The sequence below is a fragment of the Woronichinia naegeliana WA131 genome, assembly GCA_025370055.1.
Lineage (GTDB): Bacteria > Cyanobacteriota > Cyanobacteriia > Cyanobacteriales > Microcystaceae > Woronichinia > Woronichinia naegeliana.
Genome location: CP073041.1, coordinates 4,510,092 through 4,535,361, shown reverse-complemented (window position 1 = coordinate 4,535,361; position 25,270 = coordinate 4,510,092). Strand labels below are relative to the sequence as shown.

The following is a 25,270-nucleotide window of genomic DNA, read 5'->3' as shown; positions in this document are numbered from 1 at the left end:
AATCAAAATACAGATTTTGTTTAATCTATTGTTCCTTTCTGTCTAAAAAGGTCAACACAAATCACTCCTCACAAAAGAGAGGAAAATTAACACCATTTTTCACAAGAAAAACGACTCTACAACTTTTTACTTTTTGTCTTCTGAAGTAGAGTAGAAAGATTCATTACCAAAAAGTTCATCGCAATTACCGTTTCCGAGGTCTCAGGTAGTTTGGCCATCACTCGACCAAGACTAAATTTCCTCTTTCCCTGTCCGAATTTACCCTCAATGGCATTACGCACTCTTTCATCTGAGCGTGCCTCTTTCTTTTTTTCTTTGCTCACCTCTTTCGGCGGTCTTCCCAATCGGGGACCACTCATTCTTATATCCCTTTCTTTACAATAAGCTCGATTCGCTTTTGTTCGATAGATTTTATCCACATGAACCGATTCCGGATAACATCCTGTTTCCCTTTTATATTCTTCTATTCGCGCTTGTAAATCTCCCGATTCGTTGTAATTATCCCAACTTAATTTGTCTAAGAAGACAAAGCCATTCACATTACTTGCCGATATTTTAGCTCCAAACTCTACTGCTTTTCCCGCTTTTCCACGCACTATTGGACGCACGTGAGGTTGGCTTACACTCACAATTCTGTTTTCTACTTTATTTGTCTTTTTTTCATACATTTCTAACTGTTGCTCATACACTTTTCCTATCGTTACAAGCTCTTCTTGCTCTTTTTTCGTTAGTTTTTCTAACTTTGCTCCCTCTTCTATCATTTTTTCTATATCAGACAAGTTTCTTTTTATATATCCTAGTTGTTTTTTTGTTCCTTTTCTTCTTTCTTTTTTTGACACACGACGTTTTTTTGCTATGGCTAAGTACTCTTTTCTTGCCACTTCCCTATAAGTCCTCGGCTTTTCTTTCCTTTTCTCTTTTATTTCTTCATACAGCTTATCTATTATTTTTTCTGTTTTTTCTCTGGCATCATTCAATATTCCTATATCCGTTGGATATTTTATATCTGCTGGTGTACAAGTCGCATCTAACAATAACTTTCCTTCATTTTCTTTTTTTCTGACGCTACACCCGTCGCTTTTTTTTCTATTTCTTTATTAATTTTATTTATTAATTCCATTCCTATTTTTTTACGAAAATGAACCATCATTGACGCATTAAATGCTTCTTTGCTACTATAGCTTTCCATTCCTATAAAGTACTGTAAATAAGGGTTCTCTTTTATTTGTTCTACTGTTTCTCTGTCACTTTTTCCTGAAATTTCTTTGATAATTAATGCTCCTAATGCCATTCTAAATGATTTGGCTGGGGCTCCTTTTTTTTCTGTGAAGTTTTTTGCATATTCTTCCTCATATGGGTGCGACCTTTAGTTGATAAAAGCTGTTGTAATCAGGGTTCTACAGGGAACCCATATTGATCAAGTTTTGCCCAAAATTGACTCCATCGTTCCTTGGTCAATACCAAAGCTCGTAGGCTCAAAATAATTCCTGCTCCTTTTTCCTTCCATCGCATCCCTGAACAACATAATCGTTGTTTGACCAACGTCTTACAAGCTGCTTCCGTAACACCTGAACCAATCGGATACTTTTTCTCTATGTATTCAGCATAATCCATTTGATGCTGATGATTCTCGTAATAAGTAATCGCCGCTTGTAGTTTCTCGGTAAGATTCTTAGAATGACTTTTTTCTTCTTTGACTTCTTTCATCAGATTTAGCAGTTCTCCTGCTTTTCCTTTTTCATGCTTGAGTTCTCGACAATTTTCAGTCAACCATTCTTTTTGTTTTGACACGGTATTCGGATGCAACGCTTCTGCCAAGGCACCTAAGTAACCAGAGGCATGATAGAAATCTAATATCTGTTCTTCCGTTTGCTTTTCTAAAAACTTCCAATTTGATTCTGCCCCGTCTGCTATCCCGACCAATGTTGCCTCTGGATAACGGTTTTTCGCTCGCTCAATTTCTCTTTCTAATCTTTCTAGAAAACTCTTTTTTCCATACTCTGGTGCCGCACCTAGATAGATTGTATGTTGACGTTCGCCTTCACTATCGTATAGGGAAACGGTTCCCACCATTGCTTCACGGTAGCCATCCTCACACATCAGCATACAGGTTCCATCTAATCCTATTCCCACTGTTGCAATTTGGCTATCCTCCTTGGGCGGGGCATAACTCCACGCTTCTTCTTTTGCCTGTACCACACTTCCTACTGCTTCACTCAATCTTTGGATATAGGATAGCGCTACTTTTCTACCATGATTTTCTAATAAATCATTTTTCACCTCTTTGCCTGCCATCCCTGACATTTTTGAGGATACCTGTTTTGTCAATAATGGCGTTGATGTTATGATTATCCTTGCTTCTCTTTCTAAGGGGCAATACGTTTTTCCTCAAAGGTGAACGCTGATATACATGACGATTCACTATAACCTCACCATAAGGTGTTTGATATTCTTTCGGTTGCTCTCCCTTACTCTTCCAGATTTCTTCACCGATTTTTAAGGGTGAACCATCTGTATCTAAATATTTCAAGGCTTCTTTGCTGGCGATGCAACCTACTTCGTTTAAGCCTTTTTGAATATTTATTTCTGTATCCAACATTGAACGACTGAGTTCTAATGTTAGTTCTATTTTTATCTTTGAACCCTCTACATTAATTAGTTTTGCTGTCATCATTGTTTCCTCTTTGTCACTTTTCATCTCATGTTAACACTTTTCTTTTCCTTCATCAACTAAAGGTCACACCCCCTCATATTCTTCCCAAAGAATCATTTTTGACATTTCTATCCAACGATTTTCTTCGTCTAACTGCCCGCCGAACAGATTTTTCAAGTTTTCTGGTGTTTCAATTGAGTACTGTTGCTTTCGGTACATCTGCTTTCTCTCTTCTTAATGCAATGGTTTTGAGGCATTCTACCCTATTTTCGTGCATTCTAGCGGTTCTTAATTCGCCTACTATTTTTCTCCGTAAAGGTTTCAGCTTTTTTCAGCAAGCCCTATCTAGGTTTGAGGTAAGTTCCTGCTAAATTTTTACTAAATTTCCACTGTAAAAATGGAACCTTGAGGGAAATTGTCTGAAATTTTTAGGCTTCCTCCCTGGGCTTCAACGGCCATTTTGCAAAAGGCTAAACCTAAACCAATTTGAGAGATATTATTCTTCAATGTCCCAATTTCAAATTTTTCAAAAATCTGTTTTCGTCTATTTTCATCAATCCCCGGCCCCGTATCTGTCACTCGAACTCTGACTCGATCCTCTGGTAAACACTCTAGACTTAATAATACTTGGCTATTAGCTGGGGCAAATTTAAGGGCATTAGAGATAAGATTATCAATAATTCGCCGTAAAATAGTGGCATCAAGGTACTGGTATCGTGTGATCAAAGCTAGAAAAAGTTATGGTGTAAGAGTTTGAGAAAATAGAAAATAACTTACGACTGGACATATTCCCGTTTTTGTTATACTATTATTATTGTCATTATATTAAAGAAAGGGAAAACGGAAAGCAATGTCAACATTGAATAAAAGCTCAATTGACCTCCTAAGTGATATTGGCTTACCTCAAGAGAAAGAGGAAGCCTTATTTCAGAAAAACTGCCCTCATTGCTATAGTGAAAAAGTAAAAATACATTCTCATTACCAAACGAAAGGTAACGGGGAACGTAAAATGTTCATCTGTCAAGAATGTGGTTCTTGTTTTGCTGAGACTTATGGTAGCGTAATCGCTGGCTTAGAAACCCCATTAAGTGAAATTGTAAAAGTATTAAAAGCCAGAATGGAAGGAATAGGATTAAATGCAGCAGCCCGAGTATTCGGCTACGCAAAAACAACAATATTGAATTGGGAAAAGAAATTATCAGGATTACAAGAGACATTATTTTTATACGCCTTAGTGAATGAATTTGTTAAATTAGTAATAGAAGGGGATGAACTATACACAAAAGTTGGAAAAAATAAAGAAGCAAGTGCCTCTGAGGGGTGGACAATCGTGCTCATGGACAGGGCTAGCCGCTTTATTTGGCATTTAAAATGTGGTAAAAAAGAGCAGAAATTATTTCTAGAAGCAATGATGACGGTAGCGGAATTATTTGAAAGGAGTGCAGAATCTCTCCAGTTATTTACAGATGGAGAAAAGCGATATAGTCAACTGCTATTTAATATTTGTCACGAAGTATTAAGGACTGGGAAGCGAGGTCGTCCCACCAAAGTATTACCGAAGGGTATGGTGGTAAGATTAAAAAATAAGAGTAGTAAACGTCGAGATTCTGAGGGTAAACTAGAGAAAGTAGAAACTCCGAAAACTGAACATCCTGAGACAACAGAAAAACCAGAAGACAAGGATGTTCATGCCAACCACGTTGAGGCATTTAATAGTTCTCTACGACGCTATTTAGCCGCCTTTCGTCGTCGAACAAATACTTATGCTAAATCTGTTGTGGGATTACAGCGAGTGCTAGATATTTTCTGGATGGTTCATAACTTTGTTCGCAGCCATTTTACGACGAAAAAAGTTCCTGCGGTAGCTCTCGGTATAATTCAAAAAGGGTTAACTTGGGAGGACTTACTCCAAATTCGCCTGATTTGTTGAACCTCTTGTATTGCAACGTTTATAGCTTCTAGCTAGACGATACCAGTGCCGGCATCAACTGAGATTGTTTGTCCTTGGGGGGGCAGTTCACTGTATAGCTTAATATGATGGGCGATCGCAATTAATTCAAAATCTGCCATAATCGTTACTCCCAACTGATATAAATCTGTCTTAATGGGATTAAATAGTATTTTGCCTGCTTCAAGTTTGGCCATAAACAACAAACTATCGATCATCTTTTGCAGACGCTGACTAGCATCTAGAATTTGCTCTATTTTGTGGAGAATGGTCTCTGTTTTATCGGTTTGATTAATATTTCTTTTGATAATTCCTGCTGCCAGGATAATGGTTGATAAAGGATTACGGAGATCATGAATAATCATATTAGACATATCTTCCCGTAAAGTTAGTGCTTCTTCCCGTAGGGCTAACAAGTCCTTTAATTTGTCATGTTGTTGTTTAATTCGCAGCAATGAACGAACCCTTGCCCGTAACTCCAAACTGTCTAAGGGTTTACTAATAAAATCATCGGCTCCCTGTTCTAAACAACGGGCTAAATCGGCCTTAGAGGTAAGAGCCGTTACCATAATGATAGGAATATGTTGATATTGAAGATCGGCTTTGAGACGAGAGCAAATTTGTAAACCATCCATCTCTGGCATCATGACATCTAGCAAAATCAGATCGGGACTCATACTTTCCAGTAAAGAGAAAGCTTTTGTGCCGCTAGAAGCATAAAATAGTTGATAATTTTCACTTGCTAATAAGGCTTCCACCACATCAAAATTATCGAGCTGATCGTCAATGACCAAGAGTTTAGTTTGATTCATTTTTATCTTGATTCCTCATCATAATTATTGCAAGACTTTTTCTAGTTGATGCTGTTGCCAAAGGGTTTGATACAAGCCCGATCGCTGTAGCAGTTCTTCATGGGTTCCATTTTGCACAATTGTACCCTGCTCCATCACTAAAATACGATCCGCTTGGGCGGCGGCGGATAATTGATGGGAAATAAAAATAACGGTTTGGTGGCGTTTCTGGGATAACTGTCGCAGAATTTGCGTGGCGGTTTGATTATCTACACTGGAAAGAGCATCATCAAGAATTAAGACGGGGGCATCCAGAATCAAGGCCCTGGCTAAGGCAGTCCGTTGCCGTTGACCACCGGAAAGGGTAATACCCCGTTCTCCCACCAGAGTTTGATATTGTTGGGGAAAGTAGCGAATCTCGGCATCTATATAGGCTTGTTGGGCTGCCATTTCTACTAATTCTTGACTCTCTAGGGGTTGACCATAGCGAATATTATTGGCAATTGTTGTACTAAACAAAAAGCTGTCCTGGGGAACGTAGGCGATCGCGGTGCGTAAATCCGTTAGCTCTAGTTGGGTAATGTCCAAGCCATCGAGGAAAAGTTGTCCTGACTCTATGTTTAAAAGACGGGTTAAGGCATTGGCCAGAGTGGATTTGCCACAGCCGATGGGGCCCACAATAGCGACCATTTCCCCTGGATAAATGGTAAAGTCCAGATTTTTTAGGGCTGGTGTTTTAGTATTAGGATAGGAATAGGTCAGGTTGGCTGCGGTAATTTTCCCACTCAGTGGTTGACCTTTGAGAGCAATAGGGCGAGGTACATTTTTAATCTTTGGAATAGCCTGAAAAATGGCTTCAATACGATCAATACTGACTTCTCCCCGTTGATAGGCAGTGATGGTAAAGCCTAGTAAAGTCGTCGGAAAGACTAAACGTTCTACGAGAATGAGTAGGGCAATAAAGTCTCCAATGGTAATTTCTCCTTTTTGAATCGCTGTCGTGCCAAAGGCTAATAGTAAAAGCAGGCTAACATAGGCCAATCCTTCCACAATGGGAAAGAGTAAATTGCGTGTTTTTGCTAACTTTAAATTGGCCTTAAGGAGTTGGTGGTTTTTCTCTCGAAAAGCATTGCGTTCGTTTTCTTCCTGGGCATAGATTTTGATCAAACTAATGCCGCTAATATCTTCTTGCAGTAATTCACTTAGATCGGCGAGTTGTTCCTGAACGGCTAACTGCTGATCCCGTAATTTTTGGCTGAATAACTGTACACTCAATAACATGAAAGGATAAATTGCGATCGCCATCAAACTGAGGGGAATATGAATAGCCAACATCGCTGGCAGGGTTAACACATAGGCAAAAAAAGTATTAATCAAGCTAAGAACAGCAAAACCAACCAAACGACGCACATTATCCACATCACTGGTGGCTCGGCTCATTAAATCCCCAGAGGTGTTCACCGCAAAGTAGGCCGGTTCAAGGGTTAAAAGATGCTGAAAAATACGCTGCTTGAGATCATATTCTACTTGTCGTCCGACTCCGAAGATGGTAGTCCTGGAAAGCATCCGGGTAACCCACATTAAGGAGGCCAACACCAACATCCAGAGGGCATAGCGAACCACTTGCTCAAAGCTGAGGGTGGAATGCAGGTCATCAATACTGTCGCGGATCAAAAGAGGAATATAAACTCCCAGGGCGTTGACGATCAACAGCGCGATAATACCGCCGGTGATTAGCTTCCAGTGGGGCGCAAGATAGTTCAGTAGGATACGAAAGCGAGAATTGCCCATTAGATCACATGATCAGAATAAATCGATCATAGTCAATGGAGGTTAATTATTCCAGAGAGAAGCGGCGATCGCGGTTCTTTTCCCTTTGTTTTAAAGTACAGGAAATCTTGGTGTTAGCGTCATTGAGTTTGTTAAGATGCTGACAGTCCTTTTCCTCCTTGACCTATGCTGACTGACTGGATTCCCTTCACCATTACCATCGATACTGTAATGCTTACCAGTAGTTGTCTCTGGTCTTTGGGATTATATTTAGCCTCTGTTACCGTTAAGAACTGGTTGATTGAACAGTTGCAACGCTGGTTTAATTTTGCCGAGCGATCGCTGTATCCTTCTGAAGCCGAATTTGAAAGAACCCGTTCGGCCAGAGAATCCCAAAATCTTTTTTATGCCTCACTGTTTAGCATTATTCCTTTTTTAGTGCTAGGAGGAATTTGTAATTGGTTAGTAGAATGGATGCTGGGCCATAACTGGGGCATAAGTATGGGGTTAATTGTGGCCATGAGTGGGGGAATTTATGCCATGGGCAGACAAGACTCTCTGTCTTAAAAATTGATTATGAAAATAAAAATGTTATCTAAAAGAATTATAAAGTTTGCTGGACTTGTTTTGAGTCTCGGCTTAAGTTTAATGCTGTTCGTTAGTTGTTCCACCCCGATTGTAAAGGAGCAAGTTGTTTTTTCCGTTTTAAGTGATCCCAAAACCTTTAATGCGGTTTTATCGGCAGAATCTCCCAATATTTTTGGTTTAACCTATGAAGGCTTAATTACCGAGAATCCGATTACGGGCAAAAAGGAACCAACTTTAGCCGAATCCTGGACAATTTCTGAGGATAATAAAACTATCGTCTTTACGCTTAGAGATGGTTTAAAGTGGTCAGACGGTCAGCCACTAACGAGCGAAGATGTGATTTTTAGCTATAATAACCTGTACTTAAATCCCAAGATTCCTAATAATTACCGTGACAGTTTACGGATTGGCCAAAGTAAAGCTTTTCCTAAGATTCAAAAGTTAGATGATCGTCGTATTCAATTTCAAATTACTGAACCCTTTGCCCCCTTTTTAGATGCGGCGGAACTCCCCATTTTACCAGCCCATGTTTTACGGGAAACCATTGAGAAAAAAGATAAAAATGGCAACCCCATCTTTTTGACTGTCTGGGGAACCGATACACCGCCCCAGGATTTGATTGTCAATGGAGCTTATAAACTTAAAAGTTATGTGACCAGTCAACGTCTTATTTTTGAAAAAAATCCCTATTATTGGAAAAAAGATAATCAAGGCAATGCTTTACCCCATATTCCTGAAGTGGTGTGGGCGATCGTGGAGTCAACCGATACCTCTTTGTTACAATTCCGTTCAGGTAGTCTTGATTCCGTAGGGATTTCTCCTGAATATTTTTCTTTGCTTAAAAAAGAGGAAGAACGGGGCAATTTTACCATTTATAATGGTGGGCCTGCCTATGGCACTAGTTTTTTGAGTTTTAACTTGAATCAGGGTCAGCGCAAAGGTAAACCCCTAGTCGATCCGATTAAATCAAAATGGTTTAATAATCTCAATTTTCGGCAAGCGATCGCCTATGGCATTGACCGCGATCAGATGATTAATAATATTTATCGTGGGTTAGGGTCAAAACAAAATTCTCAAGTTTCTGTCCAATCTCCCTTTTATAATAAAAATCTTAAAGGTTATAACTACGATCCTGAAAAGGCCAAAAAACTTTTATCGCAAGCTGGTTTTCAATATAATGCTAAAAATGAATTATTAGATTCCAATGGCAATCTTGTCCAATTTGTCTTGAATACGAATGCCGGTAATAAAATTCGAGAAGCAATGGGAACGCAGATTCAGGAAGACTTAGGTAAAATTGGCATCAAAGTGGATTTTAGTCCCATCAGTTTTAATGTTTTAGTTGACAAAATGAGTAATAGTTTGGACTGGGATGCCATTATTTTAGGGTTAACAGGAGGAAATGATCCCCACGCGCCGAATGTTTGGTACGTTGATGGTAATTTACATATGTTTAATCAGGAACCTCAGCCTGGAACCCAACCTATTCAAGGACGAGTTATCTCCGATTGGGAAAAGCAAATCGCCGCTCTTTATCTTCAGGGTTCCCAGATTCTTCAGTTTGATGAGCGTCGCAAAATCTACGATCAAGCTCAAGTTTTAGTCCAAGAATATTTACCCTTTATTTATTTAGTTAACCCCTATGCTCTTTCTGCGGTTCGTAATCGTTTTTGTGGCATTCAATTTTCAGCCTTAGGGGGAGCTTTTTGGAATTTAGAACAGTTGAAAATATGCGATCAAAAACCTAATCAGAATAATAGTGGTTCGCGATCATCCTCAAGTAGCTAATTGCATACTTTTACAAAAGTATATGACACCTAAATTGTTTGATGGTACGATAGTTGTGTACTTTGCGTTGGTACGAATTTGGATCTAACTAAAGCCTGACTTTTTCGGATTTTTTCCTAATTGACGGGGATTTTTTTATTATGTAGTATTTTTTATCAACTTATATATTTAATAATTTTTATCAACTTATATATTTAATAATATTTAATAATAACGATTAATTACCTGAATGTAACTCCATTTGTGATTTGTCTCGGAATCGTGCTCAATAGTATGGGACTAGGCTCTGCACTAGCCGTTAACTTCCTTCTCGCGTACCCATGAAAGGTTTATTGTAAAGGCATCTTTCCTGAAAAAAAAGCGATCGCCGTGCCTTAAACGTTATCTAGATCATCCTGGATCAAGGTTAAGAAAACTTTATGGCAAGATTTAAAAAAATAGGTAAAACTTAAAGCTCATTATCAAGTAGTCCACAAATAAATACTCCAACTTGTTTGATAATTTGGAAAAAGGGCTATTATGGGTCTTGGAATGTCTTTCTTACCGTTACCTGTGGAGAAAATCAGAGTTATGAAACCCAAAGTGGCGATCGCTTGTCAGGGAGGAGGCAGCCAAACGGCCTTCACTGCTGGTGTAATGAAAGCACTTTTTGAGAATCACATTCAAGATCATTTCCATATTGTCAGCTTGAGTGGTTCTTCAGGCGGTGCAATTTGTGCCCTGTTGATTTGGTATGCACTGAAAAAAGGTGACACTCCAGTATGGAAGCGACTACTAGATTTTTGGGAAGATAACACAGCCCAAAGCTATCAAGAAAAACTATTCAATGATTTTGTTATTAAATCTTTGGAATTAGCGAGTAAAGGGATTATTCCCCAATATAATCTCAGTCCTTCTTCCCCTCTAGTAAAAACTTGGTTTTCCATGGCGACCCAAGGTTTACGGCAACGTTTTACCGACCTCAACGAATTGCTGAAGACCCATGTTGATTTCTCAGACTTAGCCCAATGGGGTGCTCAACCCAATTCCCCTATTTTAGTGTTGGGGGCTTGTAACATCCTCACTGGAAAATTGAGTAAATTCAACTCCCGTAATGAAGCTATTAGAATCGAACATCTCCTCGCTTCTGCCTGTGTTCCTAACATTTTTCCGTCTGTAACGATTGAAGACCTGGCCTACTGGGATGGATTATTTTCTGACAATCCCCCCATTCGTTCTCTGATCCGGCGTGATTTTGTCGGAGTGGAAAATATTCCTAATGAACTTTGGGTCATCAAGATTAATCCAACGACCACTGAGCAGATTCCAGTGGCATCCGATGATATTGCTGATCGCCGTAATGAACTTGAAGGTAATGTCTCCTTATTTCAAAGTCTGGATCAAATTGAATTTCTGAATGACTTGTTTTTAAGAGGAGCCTTTAAAGAGGAATTTTTAGCAGAGCTTGATCTTACTGAACCCTTTAAAATCCCTAAATCTTTTTCGGAAGATCTGGATAAAGACTATCATATTCCTATGATCGAAATGTCTGAGGATTTAGCTAAAAGTCTGAACTACGAAAGTAAACTTGATCGTTCCTCTGAAAATATTCGTCGGCTGATTGAAGATGGAGAAAAACAAGGAAAACAATTCCTCGAAACCCGACTCAAGCAACTGGGAATTGGTTAGTATATTCTTGGGAATACTATTATCAATTGTTATCAAAAAAATTGAGGAAAAACTTAATGGTTAATCGTGCTGTCTTAGTGGGAATATCCGCTCTTTTGTTCAGTGTCCAACTACCAACCCACGCTGAAACTTGCACTCCGCTTTCCCTCGTGGGGGGTCAAGGAAGCGAAGTCACTAAGACGGTTTCTGGACCAACGCTTCCCGGCCCCTTTGGGATTAAAATTAAGCGCAATAATTGGAATACCGATTGGGCTGTGCCTGGCGGCAGGAAATTTAGCCGTTTTGTGGCGACCATTGTTGCTGAAAATGGAGGAACCTTTGACATTCGGATGTTTCTTAAGTACAGCGACCAAACTGCCGAGGAATTTTTTAACCAAAATGGCAAGCGATTGGAACCCGACCAGCCATTAACGATTGAAGCAACACCGCGACCGGAAGATAATCCTTTTCAGGTCAATATTTTTGTCAATGGCTTGCCGGCGATCGGTCAAACCTATAGGGCCTCTGTCGTGGGCTGCTTGTAATTTAATTGAACTAACTTTTGAGCGATCGCGACATTCGAGATAAAACTAGGCTACGACCCAATAAACTCGTAAAATATGCTTGCTTTTCTGCAAACTTTGACAATATCCGTTAAAAAAATTTACGGAGAAATTAAGGTTGAATTTTGCGGTTCGCAGTAAACTGAAGGGGGTTCTGGCTTCGATAGCCCCAATTTAACCTGAATGGAACCAGGAGAGACGTTTTCATGTCGGATCTGAATCGTGGCATCATGAAATTTGACGGGGCAGATAAACCGAAGTTGGTCTTTATCTCTTCAATCCTCGTTCTCGGTAGCATTGTAGCTCTGATTATTTGGGCCCTTAAAGTTGCCTATGTCATTGGCTAAAATTGCTCTAAAAGTTTCAATGTGAATAAAGGGTCAGGAGTTAACCATTTTTGAGGATTAAGACTTCTGACCTTTTCTATTATTTGTTGATTTTATTGGCTAAAACTGTCCCTAGCTAATTCCAGCTTCCTTTAGTATAGGTTTATTTTCTAAAATGAGGCTCTCCTGAATAAAGAGTTATAATCAAAACTTATCACGAAAAGCAAGCTAAAAAGCGACTTCGCATATTATCAAAGTTAACAAATCCATAAGCTTGACGCTTAATTAGCTTCTGACGATTATTAATTCCTTCCATCGCCCCATTCGTTGTTCGACTTAAAAAGTAATTACAAATAGAGTCTAAATGACTCCGAATTGTGCTAATTACATTCTGTATAAATGCTTTTAGCATTCTCTTGCCATTCTGTGAATTTTAAACGTCCTTCCTCCTTGTCCTTTACTTTTTCATATATCTCTCGAAATGATTCTTTATACTCATAGGCTTTTCGTAAACGATTTGATTGCTTTAACACCAATTCTAGTTTTTGTAATTCCTCCTCTGTCAGGTCTTTTTTATTTTTTAATAATAGCCACTTTTCTCCCTTAATTTTTAGAGTAAAGCTTGTCTGTTTACGGATTTTATTTAATTCTTCATTCACCGCTTTCATTACCTGAAATCTATCCGTCACAATTACCGCATTAGGAAACACTTTTTCTATTACTTTTGGAAATCCTCCCCACATATCCACACTCACTTCCTCGACAGCTTCTCTTACCTCTAATGGTTTCTCCATCAGGGCTTCAATTATTTCATCTTGTTGATGACTATCAATTACTTCTATTAATTCTCCTTTTTCTAGGTCTCCTACCACTGTTACAAAATTCTTATGACCTTTTCGTTTCGATATTTCATCTATTCCTACTTTTTTTATCCCTTGCCAATCTTTTTTTTTCTTTTCACATTGACGTTGATAAATTCCATGAACTTTATCCCAAGATAGGGCTTCTTCTCGGCTTACTTGTTCCACACTGCTCACATTTACTCGATTATACACATATTCTTCATACCGCACTGTATATTTTCTACGTGCTTCCATAAATTCTAGATTTTCTGTAAAAAACCTTTGACATTTTTTACAATAAAACTTACGACGAGGGACTTGTAGGTACACCGTTTGACCAGAAATGGGCAAATCCCTTATGAGTAGATTGTTGGTCTGATGTAATTCATCGGTTAATCCTCCACAGTAATTACATTTGACTTCTTCCTCTTGACAACTCAGTATCAAAAAAGCCTCTGTTCCTTCTTGAATAACATTTCTTATTTTTACCTTTGGCAAATCTACCAGATTTTCTAGAAAAAATAACATTGATGCCATCCTCATATAGGGTATCTTATTATACATTTTTCAACGTCAATCCAGAAGAGCCTAAAATGACTACTTTAAATTCCGACAATTTAGCACCTGAAAAGCTGCGTCTAACGACTAAATTAGCCTATGGAGCCGGAGATTTTGGCCCAGCGATTACAGCTAATATCTTAGTCTTTTATCTTCTCTTCTTTTTAACCGATGTGGCCGGTTTGCCCGCCGGATTAGCGGGTAGTGTGTTGATGATCGGTAAAATTTTTGATGCTATTAACGATCCCTTTATTGGCGTACTCAGCGATCGCACCCGGAGTATTTGGGGCAGACGTTTACCTTGGATTTTAGGGGGGATTATTCCCTTCATTCTTTTTTATGGTTTGCAATGGACAATTCCCCACTTTAGCGAAGAGGTAACAGTCAATCAATGGGGACTTTTTGGCTATTATGTGGCGATCGGCATTGTTTTTAACCTTTTCTATACCGCCGTTAATCTTCCCTATACGGCTTTAACCCCCGAATTAACTCAAAATTATAATGAGAGAACGGGACTGAATAGTTTTCGTTTTGCCTTTTCGATTGGGGGCAGTATTCTCTCTCTCATTCTCTATATTTTAATTGCGGCGGCTCTTCCCAACCGACCGAAAGAACAATTTTGGCAATTGGGATTAATGTGTTGTAGTCTTGCTTTAGTGGCTCTATTGTGGTGTTCTCTGCGACTTCAGGAACGGGGGCGATCGCCGATTCTCTCAATTCGTCAAAAACGTAGTCTAGGCAGATTTTTAGAAATTGTTGGTATTACCTTAATTAGTTTAGGCATTCTCCGAGCCTTACCTTTCAGTGCGACTTGGTTCGGAGGCAAAGGCGGGATCGATTATCTCGTCTTTTTTGAAGTTTTGTTGGGCTTAATGCTTGGAACTTTTGGTTTTACCTTGATGGATACCATTGTCGAACCCCACTTAATGAGTAATCCTAGCGAACAGAAAAGTCAGGATGAGGTTAGCAATTTATCCTACCTACAACAACTCAAGATTGTCTTTAGTAATCGCCCTTTTTTATTCGTAATTGGCATCTATCTTTGCTCCTGGTTAGCGGTGCAATTAACGGCTTCTATTTTGGTCTATTACGTAGTGAGTTGGATGAAACTCCCAGAACAACAATCCGGCACGGTTGCTTTAGCTGTACAGGGAACGGCCCTAATAATGCTCTTTTTTTGGCAATGGGTTTGTCAACGCTTGGATAAAAAAATTGTTTATTTACTGGGTATGGTGATTTGGATTGGAGCGGAAGTGGGGCTTTGGTTATTGCAGCCAGGTCAAGTTAGCTTAATGTATGGACTGGCTATTTTAACTGGCTTTGGGGTTTCTGTGGCCTATCTCATTCCCTGGTCGATGATTCCTGATGTGGTCGATCTAGATGAGTTAACAACGGGCAAACGACGGGAAGGAATTTTCTATGCGTTTATGGTTTTATTACAGAAAATTGGTTTAGCTCTAGGCTTGTTTCTAGTGGGTATTACCTTAGAAGCGGCTGGATTTATGCCTCGCATTCCGGGCCAACCAATTCCAATTCAGCCTCCCTCGGCTTTATTTGCCATTCGTTTTGCGATCGCCCCTTTACCGGCTGCTTTTTTAATTATTGGTTTAGTGCTGGCCTATTTTTATCCGATTACGAGAGAGGTACATGGAACCATTCGTTTACAATTACAGGAACGGTATCTCAATAATACACAATCTTCAGATTAAAGTTTTTGTCAATCATTGACTGTCTGTTGAAATAGGCGATCGCGGTTTTAAAGCGGCTTTAAATTTGTCTGAACTTCATTATTTGTTGAGAGGGGATCTGTTTTCGTCATTTGCTGTATATCGAGGGGAGACTTATGCAATCATTTTTAATTTGGCTATTAGTGATCTTCTGTGGAGCTTTTTTTACGCTTTGCGACTCTCTTAGTGCTAATTGGGGTAAAACGGGGGATTGGAAAAGTATGGCCATTGTCTGTATTTTATCACCGTTCACTTACCTATTTTTTGGCTTGCTTAATCAAAAAGTTAATTTAGGCATTGCCGGTTCTTTGGTTAATTTAATGATTGTCATGGGGACTGTTTTTGTTGGTATCTTTTATTTCCATGAAACTTTGACTTCTGTTCAATATATCGGACTATTCCTTGCTTTGGTTGCGATCGCTTTACTGAACACTTAATCAGGTTTTTTAATGGTTATGCTTTCTAGATAAAGTGTATCGTAACTGAGGTCAAGGCCGTTTGGCCATTCAACGGAACCTGCAACGACTGGTGCTGAAGTACATAAAGAAACATTTTTTAATTGACTAAATATGCCTTTGTTGAGGTAGGGTTTTAGATCAAATATTTTTTGTTCTTCGTTATCAAACCAAAGCATTAAACAATAATTTTCGATGGGTTTAACTTTCTTGACGTAGGGGTTCATCACAATTTCATTTTTAGAACGAATTGTAAAAAATTAGTTATACTTTATCCATGAGCCTGTTCTACTTGATTTGACGTTAAAAGGAGTATTTAAGGAGTATTTTGATTATGACAACAATTAGTTTTAAGGAAAAAGTTCTTCAATCAGTTCAGGAAATGCCTCAAGATATTAGCATTGAAGATATTATGGAACATCTTTATTTTCTTCATAAGATTGAGTAAGGTTTAAAGCAGGTCGAAGCGAATGACGTGATTTCTCATCAGGACGCAAAGCAAAACTTTAAACAATGGCACAAATAAATTGGACATCTTAGGCATTACAAGATTTAGAGTTAATTGTTGAGTTTAAAAGTCTGAGTAATTAATAATCCCATTTTCTTAAAATACTAGATTAAGAATCATCCCTCAATAAAGCATTAAAACATTCCTGTTGAAAATGACGATCAAATGTCAAGACATCTCTGATATTTTGCTGTCTCATAATCAACATAGAAGCACAATCGGTCAAGCTATAACTTTTATCTTTTCTTTGACGATAAAAAGCTAAGGCTTCGGCAAATAATTGAGGTGTTTGGGGAACAATTACAACGCTTTTATTTTGTTGTAAACCATCCACAATACTCAGCCCCGCTTGACGAAAATACTCACCTCTTCCGCATAGAGCATTGAGTAATTTCGTTAAGACTATTTCACTTGTCACCGAAAGAAACCCACCTAAAGCATTTGTCATTTCCAACGCTTTTTGATGGGCATTATCTTGGTAATCGGCTAAGGCTTGAAGATAAAAAGTATCCAAAAAAATCTTTTTCATTCTTGGTAATCTTCTTCTTTGGGTGCGCCGTACATATAGTGTTCAGCATTGCGAGCAAAGTCTTTCTACCTGTAAATAATTCGTTGATAGATTATCCTGTGAAACGGTACGATAGGGCTTTCGATCTCGCGTCAGATGTAATCAACGAAAATTTTACAGCAAGGTTTATTTTTTACTTCCTCTTAATCAGTACGGAATATGGGTTGAAACCCTTTTTGGCATCTTTAAGACTCGGGGCTTTTGCTTGGAATCTACTCACTTTACTGACCCCAAGCGTCTTCGCAAGCTTTTGGCTTTACTGACTTTGGCTTGGTCTCTCAAAACCGGTCTAGCAATTCATCATCTTCATCCCATTCCCCTCAAGAAACATGGTCGCCGAGCGCAGAGTCTTTTTCGTCTTGGTTTTGACCATCTTAGTCATCTTGTTCTTAATCCTTCTCTACCCAATTTTTCTCTTTTTCTCGACTCCCTACATTTTTTGTCCTGTACTTAGGTACACCCTACGATCCCCAAAGAATCTTATGTAGGGGGCGAATTGCGTTCGCCCTTAAACGATATAAAATAAATCTATTACCCCAATTCCCAGAGAGAGCAATCGGCTTGTGAAACCTCACTATACCTAGCTTTCTTCCATCTGTTTGAGTCTCTTTTTAGGACTGTAATAGCGATTCCTGTAATAATAATAATTGTAATAGTAGCCACTACCATACCGCTTGGCTCCATTGGCAACCAGACCTAATAGGTTTAAATTCCCTAAATTCAACTCATGCAGGGCTAAACGAATACTATCTTTAATAGTTTGCTCAAGTCTTACCACTAAAAGAACGCCATCCGTTTTACTGGCAATCAGTTTAGCGTCCGATATCCCTAAGATTGGTGGCGTATCAATGAGAATGATATCAAAGCTGGCTTGCCATTGTTGGATTAAGGTAAATAAGCTGGTCGATGACATTAACTGTTTGGGTTCCATTGCGTCATCTTTGGTCTTGAAATAAAGCAAGTTATTAGCCAAGACTTCAAAATTATATTGCTGTAGCCTTGAATCTTCTGATTGTACTTCGGGAAAATCTAAATCTGCATTAAAAGATTCTGCCAACTGTTTCCAGATCTTGCCTTGAGGAAAATAGCGATCGCCATCAATGAGGAGAACACGCTGTCCTAATTTTGCTGCTGCCAGCGCCAGGAAGAATGAGACAGTTGACTTGCCATCTCCAGAAGTGGCTGAAGTAATAATAAAACTACGACAGGTCTGCTTTTGACCCAGAAAAAATAGATTAGAATAGAGGATGGAAAAAGCCTCTAAAAAATTAGTTTTATCATTTTTAACCTTGCTTTTTTGCGTGATCGCCTTAAGTTTACCTTCAAAAGGAATTACCCCCAACAAGGTTTTATCAAAGTCTCTAGCCAGATCTTCAGGATTATGGTAAGTTCTATCTAAATTTTCTACCAACATTGCGACCGCTCCCCCAGCCAATAATCCCATCAAGATAGCCTGTAGAATATCCTTCGGTAAATTATTTTTGGGTGATTCTGGCGGTTCAATAACAGAGACGAGTCGCCAAGGAACAAAACGTTTAGCACTTTCAACTTCTAGGGCCTGTTTTGAGGCAGATAGACGGTTCAAACTTTCCGCCGAGAGCTGAAGTTGTCGCTCAATATTAAGATAACGATTGACAATATGGGTAAATTTTTTAAGATTATTACGAGCATTAGCCTCCGTCAGAATTAAGTATTGCTGCTGGGCTTGTAGTTCCTTTAATTGAATCTTTGCATCCAGTAATTTTGCCGTCAAACTAGTACGAACAGCATTCGGAGCCGTAGTTAATAGATCGGGTTTAGAAATATTATCTTGAACCGATTTAGGCAGAGAGGAAGAATATTGATCAAGCAAGCGCAGGATACTCTCTCTGTCTGCTTTGAGTTGCTGAACAACCACGTTATCATCTGTTAATCGGTTTGATTGTTTAGCCAACTCTAGATTGATTTCATTCAGTTTGCTAATAAGCTGAAGATATTGGGGAGATTGAGCAAGAGTGTCAAGGGCAAGAGCTTTATTCTCGGTCGTATTTAATTTTATTTCCAGTATATTAATAATACTTTCTATTTGTTGAATTTGGAGAGTAACTTCTCGTTTTTTCTGGCTCGTGATATTTAAGTCATTTCCATAAAATTGACCTTGCTCTTCGGGATTATAGAATTCATATTTTTCTTTTAAGCGAAGTAGTCGATCCTGTAGAGTGATAACCTGTCTTTGCAATAGAGGAATTTGTTGATTGACGAATTTCAATTTTTCTTGGGTTTTTAAATCCTGATCTTCTTTCGTATAATCTAGGAAGGCTTTGGCAAGGCTTTGTAAAACAAATTCAACTCTTTGAGGATCGCTGTCAATATACCTAACGGTTAAGATTTGTCCTTTTTCAGGACGGGAAATAGAAAGTTGCCGCAAGAATTCATCATAGCCAAATGTGTGTTTATTGAAATCAGGGTATTTCTGATATATTTTTTGCAGAACAGGATTCAGTAATTTATTCCCGAGCAGAATAGTCATCTGAGTATTATAGTAATCGTCATCTGATCCACGTCCTTGACCTAGAATAGCGGCTCCTTCTAACGGATTGGTGATATCTTGTTCAGGACGTTGTATTAAAAGCTGAAACTGTGCTTCGTACACCGGTGGAGCTTTGAGAGCTTTGGATAGCTGAAAGGTGAAAACACTCAAGCTGACCAACGATAGGACTAGCCATCTCCGACGCAAAATACCAATCACGTTCTGGATACCTGCTTCTGAGGAGTCAGCCTCAATCATCGAAGGCGACATTGTTTGCCCTGGAACCGGAGGCTGATAGGTTATCTTGGTCAGATCTTGCATGGGATTAGCTGGCTAAATCATTAATCTAGAGAGATGTTACTTAGAATAACACCAATGCCCAGAATCGCAAGAAGGACCATACCAAGGATCGTTCGCAGGAAGTAAGGTGATAGGTCGCTTTGAACCTTGAATAGTGTGACATCAACGATCAGGGGTTCGGCAAAACCCAAATTGGTTATTTCTCCAATGAGATAAAGATTTGTAAAGAAAGATTACAATAAAACTCAGATAACCTCTAGGCTTACCGAGATGACCCCCGCCAATCTGCGTGAACAGGAACTCATGAAAACCCTTCTAGAGCCGCTTTTAGAAGACTTTCAATATTGGTTTACCCGTGCTAGAACTTTATTAGAATCCGAAGCCATTCCCTTTCTTTCAGAGCAAGAACAAAAAAACTTGCTAGATCGGGTGATCGAACAACAAAAGGAAGTGACTTCTGCCCAAATCCTCTTTCAGACCATGGGACAACAGGTCGGTATCGAGATGAAGGCCTTAATGCCCTGGCATCAACTGGTAATGGAATGTTGGCAAGTTTCTTTGCGCCTCAGGGCCAGCAAGCAACAAAATCATCCACTGCCCTAAACCTTGTTAAGCTATAAATAAGGACTTAGATTTCATCAAACATTTTAATAGTCTTGTTTCTACTGATTTAACAGTAACTACACCCGATGGAGGAAAGCTAGTGCTACAACTACTTTATATTCTTGCTTTTACAATTATTGCTTTTTTAGCCGTTAGCAACCTAATACGCAGTCTGATTACGGTGAGTTTGGGCAGCCAACGCCCTTTTCGAGCTTCGCCTGCCAGTTTACGCCAACAGAGTTACCATCCTGAATTGTTTGATGATAACGGTAATCCCATCAATGAACCACTACTGGTAATGCGTTCCGTGAATGTGGAAGATGCTCGGCAACAACTCGATGCTCTTTACCATTCCTCTCCTAGCAAACTACGGGATCTGGAGGAAGAGACTTAACATCTTGAACATGAATCGTTACAAAACATGAAGTAAGTCGGCATAATTATCGGCGATCGCTTTAGACTGGTGGGTTTAGTGACCCGATCTGAATATCCTTAAAGATTATGTTTCCGATTACTCGTCCTCGCCGCCTCCGCCAAACTGACCCCCTACGCCGCATGGTACGGGAAACGATTTTAACCGCCAGTGATCTGATCTATCCGCTTTTTGCGGTACCAGGAGAACGGGTGGCGAAAGAAGTTAAATCAATGCCAGGGGTTTATCAGTTGTCGGTGGATAAAATCGTTGAGGAAGCGAAGGAAGTTTATGATTTAGGGATTCCAGCCATTATTCTTTTTGGGATTCCAGAAGTTAAGGATATGGACGCGACAGATGCCTGGCATGATTGTGGGATTGTTCAGCAGGCTACGATGGCGGTCAAAAAGGTAGTTCCCGAATTAATCATTATTAACGATACCTGTTTATGTGAATATACCAGTCACGGCCATTGTGGCTATTTGCAAACAGGGGATTTAACGGGACGAGTGTTGAATGATCCGACCCTCGAATTACTCCAAAAAACGGCCGTTGCTCAGGCCAGGGCTGGAGCTGATATTATTGCCCCATCGGGAATGATGGATGGTTTTGTGCAAGCGATTCGAGAAGCTTTGGATGAAGCCGGTTTTACAGAGATTCCGATCCTTTCCTATGCCGCTAAATATGCCTCGGCTTACTATGGCCCTTTTCGAGATGCGGCAGAATCTTCTCCTCAATTCGGCGATCGCCGTACCTATCAAATGGATCCAGGTAATGGTCGAGAAGCCCTCAAGGAAGTAGAGTTAGACATTCTCGAAGGAGCCGATATGTTAATGGTCAAACCGGCATTATCCTATATGGACATTATCTGGCGTGTCAAAGAAATCACCAATTTACCAGTCGCTGCTTACAATGTGTCAGGGGAATATTCCATGATTAAAGCGGCCGCCCTCAATGATTGGATTGACGAAAAACGAGTCACCCTAGAAACTCTCACCAGTTTTAAACGAGCGGGAGCCGATTTAATTCTCACCTATCATGCTAAAGACGCGGCCCGTTGGTTACAGGAAGGGTCGATTTAATCAAGACGCTTTTAGGGATAATAGGGGAAGTGATTGTATTTTTGAGTCCTTTCCATGTCTCTTATCTCGGTTGATCAAATTGCCGCCCATCAAACCCTAAGCCTGAATCCAGTCAATACGCTGTCGCTACGGGGAAGGATTCGCATTCCAGGCGATAAATCTATTTCCCACCGTGCCTTGATGTTAGGGGCGATCGCTGCGGGAGAGACGGTGATTGAGGGTCTGTTATTAGGGGAAGATCCTCGCAGTACGGCCCATTGTTTTCAGGCTTTGGGAGCCGAGATTTCCGAATTAAATAGCGAAAAAGTAACCGTCAAGGGGATTGGGCTGGGAAATTTACAGGAACCCCTTGATATTCTCAACGCGGGCAATTCGGGGACAACGATGCGCTTGATGTTAGGTTTATTGGCAGCCCATCAGGATCGCTTGTTTACCGTGACGGGGGATGATTCTCTGCGATCGCGGCCCATGTCCCGTGTAATTAAACCGCTACAACAGATGGGATCGCAAATTTGGGGACGGAAACACAATTCCCTGGCTCCCCTCGCCATTCAAGGGCAAGCCCTGAAACCCATTCACTATATCTCCCCGATCGCCTCAGCCCAGGTCAAATCCTGTATTCTCTTAGCCGGATTAGCGACCACAGGCCAGACAACTGTATCGGAACCAGCTTTATCGCGTGATCACAGTGAACGGATGTTGCAAGCCTTTGGGGCAGAACTGAGCATTGATCCAGAAACCCACAGCGTCACCGTCACAGGGCCAGCCCAGTTAAGCGGACAAGCGGTGATTGTGCCAGGTGACATAAGTTCAGCCGCCTTTTGGTTAGTGGCCGCCGCTATTATTCCCGATTCCGAGTTAGTGATTGAGAATGTGGGCATTAATCCCACCCGCACTGGTGTGTTAGAAGTTTTAGAACAAATGGGAGCCGATATTCGCCTCGAAAATCAACGCCTAGTGACGGGAGAACCGGTGGCCGATTTGCGGGTAAAATCCAGTCCCTTGAAGGGTTGTACCTTTGGCGGTGAGATTATTCCCCGTTTAATTGATGAAATTCCCATTTTGGCTGTGGCGGCGGCCTTTGCCCAGGGAACCACTCGTATTCAAGATGCGGCCGAATTACGGGTTAAAGAAAGCGATCGCCTGACAGTAATGGCCACGGAATTGGGCAAAATGGGGGCCAAAATTACAGAATTTGCTGATGGGCTAGAAATTACAGGTGGTAATGGCTTGATTGGGGCTGAAGTGGATAGTTATACCGATCATCGCATTGCCATGAGTTTGGCGATCGCGGCCCTAGGAGCCAAAGGAACTACCCAGATCCATCGAGCCGAAGCGGCCAGTATTTCCTACCCCAGTTTTATCGCCACCCTAGAGCAGGTTTGCCAAGTTACAGCGAGTTAGTCATCTGTGAATCAAGAAAATTGTCCTAGCTATTCCCTGATCATCCCAATTTATAACGAAGAGGATAATATTTCTGAACTCTATCGTCGAGTGATGGAGGTTGTGGAGACCTTACCCGGCGCGAGTGAATTGATCTTTGTGAATGATGGTAGCCGCGATCGCTCCCTGTTCCTGATTCGAGAACTTCAGCAGCAGGATGAACGCATTTGCTATTTGAGTTTAGCCCGTAACTTTGGCCATCAAATTGCCGTCACCGCCGGTTTAAATTTTGCGCGGGGCAAAGCGGTGATTATTCTAGATGCCGATCTGCAAGATCCACCAGAGTTAATTCCAGAGTTAATTGAACAATGGCAACAGGGTTATCAAGTCGTTTATGCCCAACGTACAAAACGCAAAAAAGAAGGTTGGTTTAAACGTTTAACGGCCTATATTTTCTATCGTTTATTACAACAATTAGCGGATGTTAATATCCCTACCGATACGGGCGACTTTTGTTTAATGGATCGGCAAGTCGTCGATTTACTGAATGCGATGCCTGAACAAAATCGTTATATTCGAGGACTGCGTTCCTGGGTCGGATTTCGGCAAACAGCCATTAAATTTGAGCGCGATCCCCGTTTTGCTGGAGAAGTTAAATATACTTTTCGTAAATCCTTTACCTTGGCCATCAATAGTTTGGTTTCCTTTTCTAAAGTGCCTCTTCGACTTTCTACCTACCTGGGTTTGTTATCAGCCCTTTTAGCCCTACTCATGGCTTGTTTAGTGCTTTATTGGCGTTTATATCAGCCCCATTCTCCTGTAACAGGATTAGCTACCATTATAATTGCTATTTTATTTTTGGGGTCGGTGCAACTGGTTTGTATTGGCATTTTGGGGGAATATATTGGCCGTATCTATGAAGAGGTGAAGGGAAGACCATTATATACCTTGGCTGAAGTTGCCGGTTTTGAGAAGACGCATCGAAAAGCAAACTCTCCAGAGATTTTTTCTAATCTGTAGTTAGGGGTAGAAAAATAAGGATTTTCCTGTTCTCACCTTTTACTCCTCAAAAAGGAGAAATATTCAAGAGTCCCGACTGATTAGGGTACAATAAAAGGCCTATCAGACAATAGAAAAGACTTATGGGCAACACCTTTGGACATTTATTTCGAGTTACCACCTTTGGCGAATCGCATGGGGGCGGAGTAGGGGTAATTATTGATGGTTGCCCGCCTCGTTTAGCAATTTCAGAAGCAGAAATTCAATTTGAATTAGATCGTCGTCGTCCAGGTCAGAGCAAAATTACCACACCCCGACAAGAAAGTGATATCTGCGAGATTTTATCAGGTGTTTTTGACGGTCAAACCACTGGAACCCCGATCGCCATCCTGGTGAGAAATAAAGATGCCCGTTCCCAGGACTACGACGAAATGGCGGTCAAATATCGGCCTTCCCATGCGGATGCCACCTACGATGCTAAATATGGAATTCGCAATTGGCAGGGGGGGGGACGTTCTTCAGCCAGGGAAACGATTGGTCGGGTGGCCGCAGGGGCGATCGCCAAGAAAATCCTGCAACAGGTGGCCGGGGTTGAAATTATTGGTTACGTTCAACGCATTCAAAATCTAGCGGCGATCGTGAATCCTGAAACCGTTACCTTAGCCGCAGTGGAAAGTAATATTGTGCGTTGTCCCGATGGAGAATGTGCCGAAAAAATGATTTATTTAATTGATCAAATTCGTCGGCAAAAAGATTCGATTGGTGGTGTCGTTGAATGTGTAGCTCGCAATGTACCAAGGGGTTTAGGGGAACCAGTTTTTGATAAATTAGAGGCAGAATTAGCCAAGGCAGTAATGTCTTTACCGGCTAGTAAAGGCTTTGAAATTGGATCGGGTTTTGCTGGAACCTTATTAACGGGAAGTGAACATAATGATGAATTTTATTTAGATGAAAGCGGCAATCTTCGCACTCGGACAAATCGTTCTGGTGGGATACAGGGCGGCATCAGTAATGGCGAAAATATTATTATCCGTACCGCTTTCAAACCCACTGCCACGATTGGCAAGGAACAAAATACCGTCAGTAAGGCTGGCGAAGAAACCACTTTAGCGGCTAAAGGCCGGCATGATCCCTGTGTTTTACCCCGTGCTGTGCCAATGGTGGAAGCAATGGTGGCTTTAGTATTGTGCGATCATCTTTTGCGTTTTCAAGGACAATGCAAGACTTTAACTTAGCTGCTACATAAAACT

21 protein-coding genes and 3 pseudogenes are annotated in these 25,270 nt (G+C 40.5%); 15 read left to right on the top strand and 9 right to left on the bottom strand.

The features are described from left to right. Positions 1 to 137 precede the first annotated feature (137 nt). The 3 genes and pseudogenes from KA717_22945 to KA717_22935 all read right to left on the bottom strand — a co-directional run bounded on the left by KA717_22945 (position 138) and on the right by KA717_22935 (position 3,379). Positions 138 to 1,354 (bottom strand): annotated as a pseudogene (locus KA717_22945) (IS5 family transposase). Positions 1,355 to 1,389: 35 nt separating this feature from the next. Then, positions 1,390 to 2,671 (bottom strand): annotated as a pseudogene (locus KA717_22940) (ISKra4 family transposase). Positions 2,672 to 3,031: 360 nt separating this feature from the next. Next, on the bottom strand, positions 3,032 to 3,379 hold the full coding sequence (locus KA717_22935; protein ID UXE58850.1) for an ATP-binding protein: 348 nt from the start codon (positions 3,377 to 3,379) through the stop codon (positions 3,032 to 3,034). Between the two features lie 124 nt (positions 3,380 to 3,503). Here KA717_22935 and KA717_22930 point away from each other — a divergent pair, with 124 nt between their 5' ends. After that, the gene (locus tag KA717_22930) at positions 3,504 to 4,583 is read left to right on the top strand and encodes an IS1 family transposase (protein ID UXE58849.1); all 1,080 of its coding nucleotides are present in this window, start codon (positions 3,504 to 3,506) and stop codon (positions 4,581 to 4,583) included. 32 nt (positions 4,584 to 4,615) lie between these two features. Here KA717_22930 and KA717_22925 read toward each other — a convergent pair whose 3' ends face one another. Then, entirely contained in the window at positions 4,616 to 5,413 is a 798-nt protein-coding gene (locus KA717_22925; protein ID UXE58848.1) for a response regulator, read from the bottom strand. 24 nt (positions 5,414 to 5,437) lie between these two features. Next, on the bottom strand, positions 5,438 to 7,183 hold the full coding sequence (locus KA717_22920; protein UXE58847.1) for an ABC transporter ATP-binding protein/permease: 1,746 nt from the start codon (positions 7,181 to 7,183) through the stop codon (positions 5,438 to 5,440). Between the two features lie 165 nt (positions 7,184 to 7,348). Here KA717_22920 and KA717_22915 point away from each other — a divergent pair, with 165 nt between their 5' ends. From KA717_22915 to KA717_22895, 5 genes are all read left to right on the top strand, one after another. Continuing rightward, positions 7,349 to 7,729 (top strand): hypothetical protein, encoded by a 381-nt coding sequence (locus KA717_22915; protein ID UXE58846.1) that lies wholly within the window; start codon positions 7,349 to 7,351, stop codon positions 7,727 to 7,729. A gap of 9 nt (positions 7,730 to 7,738) precedes the next feature. Next, the gene (locus KA717_22910; GenBank protein UXE58845.1) at positions 7,739 to 9,538 is read left to right on the top strand and encodes an ABC transporter substrate-binding protein; all 1,800 of its coding nucleotides are present in this window, start codon (positions 7,739 to 7,741) and stop codon (positions 9,536 to 9,538) included. A 519-nt stretch (positions 9,539 to 10,057) separates the two neighbouring features. Beyond that, positions 10,058 to 11,206, top strand: coding sequence for a patatin-like phospholipase family protein (locus KA717_22905; GenBank protein ID UXE58844.1), 1,149 nt, complete (start codon positions 10,058 to 10,060; stop codon positions 11,204 to 11,206). A 56-nt stretch (positions 11,207 to 11,262) separates the two neighbouring features. Further along, positions 11,263 to 11,730 carry a hypothetical protein gene (locus KA717_22900; protein UXE58843.1) on the top strand — a complete coding sequence of 156 codons (468 nt, stop codon included), beginning with the start codon at positions 11,263 to 11,265 and terminating at the stop codon, positions 11,728 to 11,730. A gap of 224 nt (positions 11,731 to 11,954) precedes the next feature. After that, positions 11,955 to 12,095, top strand: a complete 141-nt coding sequence (locus KA717_22895; GenBank protein UXE58842.1) for a hypothetical protein — start codon at positions 11,955 to 11,957, stop codon at positions 12,093 to 12,095. A gap of 359 nt (positions 12,096 to 12,454) precedes the next feature. Here the strand turns inward: KA717_22895 and KA717_22890 are convergent, their stop codons facing one another. Continuing rightward, complete coding sequence (locus KA717_22890) at positions 12,455 to 13,444, bottom strand: ISL3 family transposase (protein ID UXE58841.1); 990 nt, start codon at positions 13,442 to 13,444, stop codon at positions 12,455 to 12,457. Between the two features lie 65 nt (positions 13,445 to 13,509). Between KA717_22890 and KA717_22885 the strand changes: the two genes are divergently transcribed. After that, on the top strand, positions 13,510 to 15,183 hold the full coding sequence (locus tag KA717_22885) for an MFS transporter (GenBank protein UXE58840.1): 1,674 nt from the start codon (positions 13,510 to 13,512) through the stop codon (positions 15,181 to 15,183). Between the two features lie 134 nt (positions 15,184 to 15,317). Continuing rightward, positions 15,318 to 15,638, top strand: a complete 321-nt coding sequence (locus tag KA717_22880; GenBank protein ID UXE58839.1) for an EamA family transporter — start codon at positions 15,318 to 15,320, stop codon at positions 15,636 to 15,638. Here the strand turns inward: KA717_22880 and KA717_22875 are convergent. Together KA717_22875 and KA717_22870 are read right to left on the bottom strand one after the other, a co-directional pair. Further along, entirely contained in the window at positions 15,635 to 15,835 is a 201-nt protein-coding gene (locus KA717_22875) for a DUF2442 domain-containing protein (GenBank protein UXE58838.1), read from the bottom strand. The two genes, KA717_22880 and KA717_22875, sit on opposite strands and share 4 nt — an antisense overlap. A gap of 438 nt (positions 15,836 to 16,273) precedes the next feature. Continuing rightward, positions 16,274 to 16,693, bottom strand: coding sequence for a PIN domain-containing protein (locus KA717_22870; protein UXE58837.1), 420 nt, complete (start codon positions 16,691 to 16,693; stop codon positions 16,274 to 16,276). Between the two features lie 190 nt (positions 16,694 to 16,883). On the opposite strand from KA717_22870, the pseudogene KA717_22865 reads away from it, so the two are divergent. Continuing rightward, positions 16,884 to 17,186: pseudogene (locus tag KA717_22865) on the top strand (IS4 family transposase). A 126-nt stretch (positions 17,187 to 17,312) separates the two neighbouring features. Here the strand turns inward: KA717_22865 and KA717_22860 are convergent. Next, entirely contained in the window at positions 17,313 to 19,562 is a 2,250-nt protein-coding gene (locus KA717_22860; GenBank protein ID UXE58836.1) for an AAA family ATPase, read from the bottom strand. 249 nt (positions 19,563 to 19,811) lie between these two features. Here KA717_22860 and KA717_22855 point away from each other — a divergent pair, with 249 nt between their 5' ends. The 6 genes from KA717_22855 to aroC all read left to right on the top strand — a co-directional run bounded on the left by KA717_22855 (position 19,812) and on the right by aroC (position 25,255). Beyond that, positions 19,812 to 20,144, top strand: a complete 333-nt coding sequence (locus KA717_22855) for a DUF2605 domain-containing protein (GenBank protein ID UXE58835.1) — start codon at positions 19,812 to 19,814, stop codon at positions 20,142 to 20,144. Positions 20,145 to 20,244: 100 nt separating this feature from the next. Continuing rightward, on the top strand, positions 20,245 to 20,538 hold the full coding sequence (locus KA717_22850; protein UXE58834.1) for a DUF2973 domain-containing protein: 294 nt from the start codon (positions 20,245 to 20,247) through the stop codon (positions 20,536 to 20,538). A gap of 107 nt (positions 20,539 to 20,645) precedes the next feature. Next, positions 20,646 to 21,638: a porphobilinogen synthase gene (gene hemB, locus KA717_22845; protein UXE58833.1), complete on the top strand. Its 993-nt coding sequence runs from the start codon at positions 20,646 to 20,648 to the stop codon at positions 21,636 to 21,638. Positions 21,639 to 21,692: 54 nt separating this feature from the next. Continuing rightward, positions 21,693 to 23,042: a 3-phosphoshikimate 1-carboxyvinyltransferase gene (aroA, locus tag KA717_22840; GenBank protein UXE58832.1), complete on the top strand. Its 1,350-nt coding sequence runs from the start codon at positions 21,693 to 21,695 to the stop codon at positions 23,040 to 23,042. A 6-nt stretch (positions 23,043 to 23,048) separates the two neighbouring features. Then, positions 23,049 to 24,041, top strand: a complete 993-nt coding sequence (locus KA717_22835; protein ID UXE58831.1) for a glycosyltransferase family 2 protein — start codon at positions 23,049 to 23,051, stop codon at positions 24,039 to 24,041. Between the two features lie 122 nt (positions 24,042 to 24,163). Beyond that, positions 24,164 to 25,255 (top strand): chorismate synthase, encoded by a 1,092-nt coding sequence (gene aroC, locus KA717_22830; GenBank protein UXE58830.1) that lies wholly within the window; start codon positions 24,164 to 24,166, stop codon positions 25,253 to 25,255. Positions 25,256 to 25,270 lie beyond the last annotated feature (15 nt).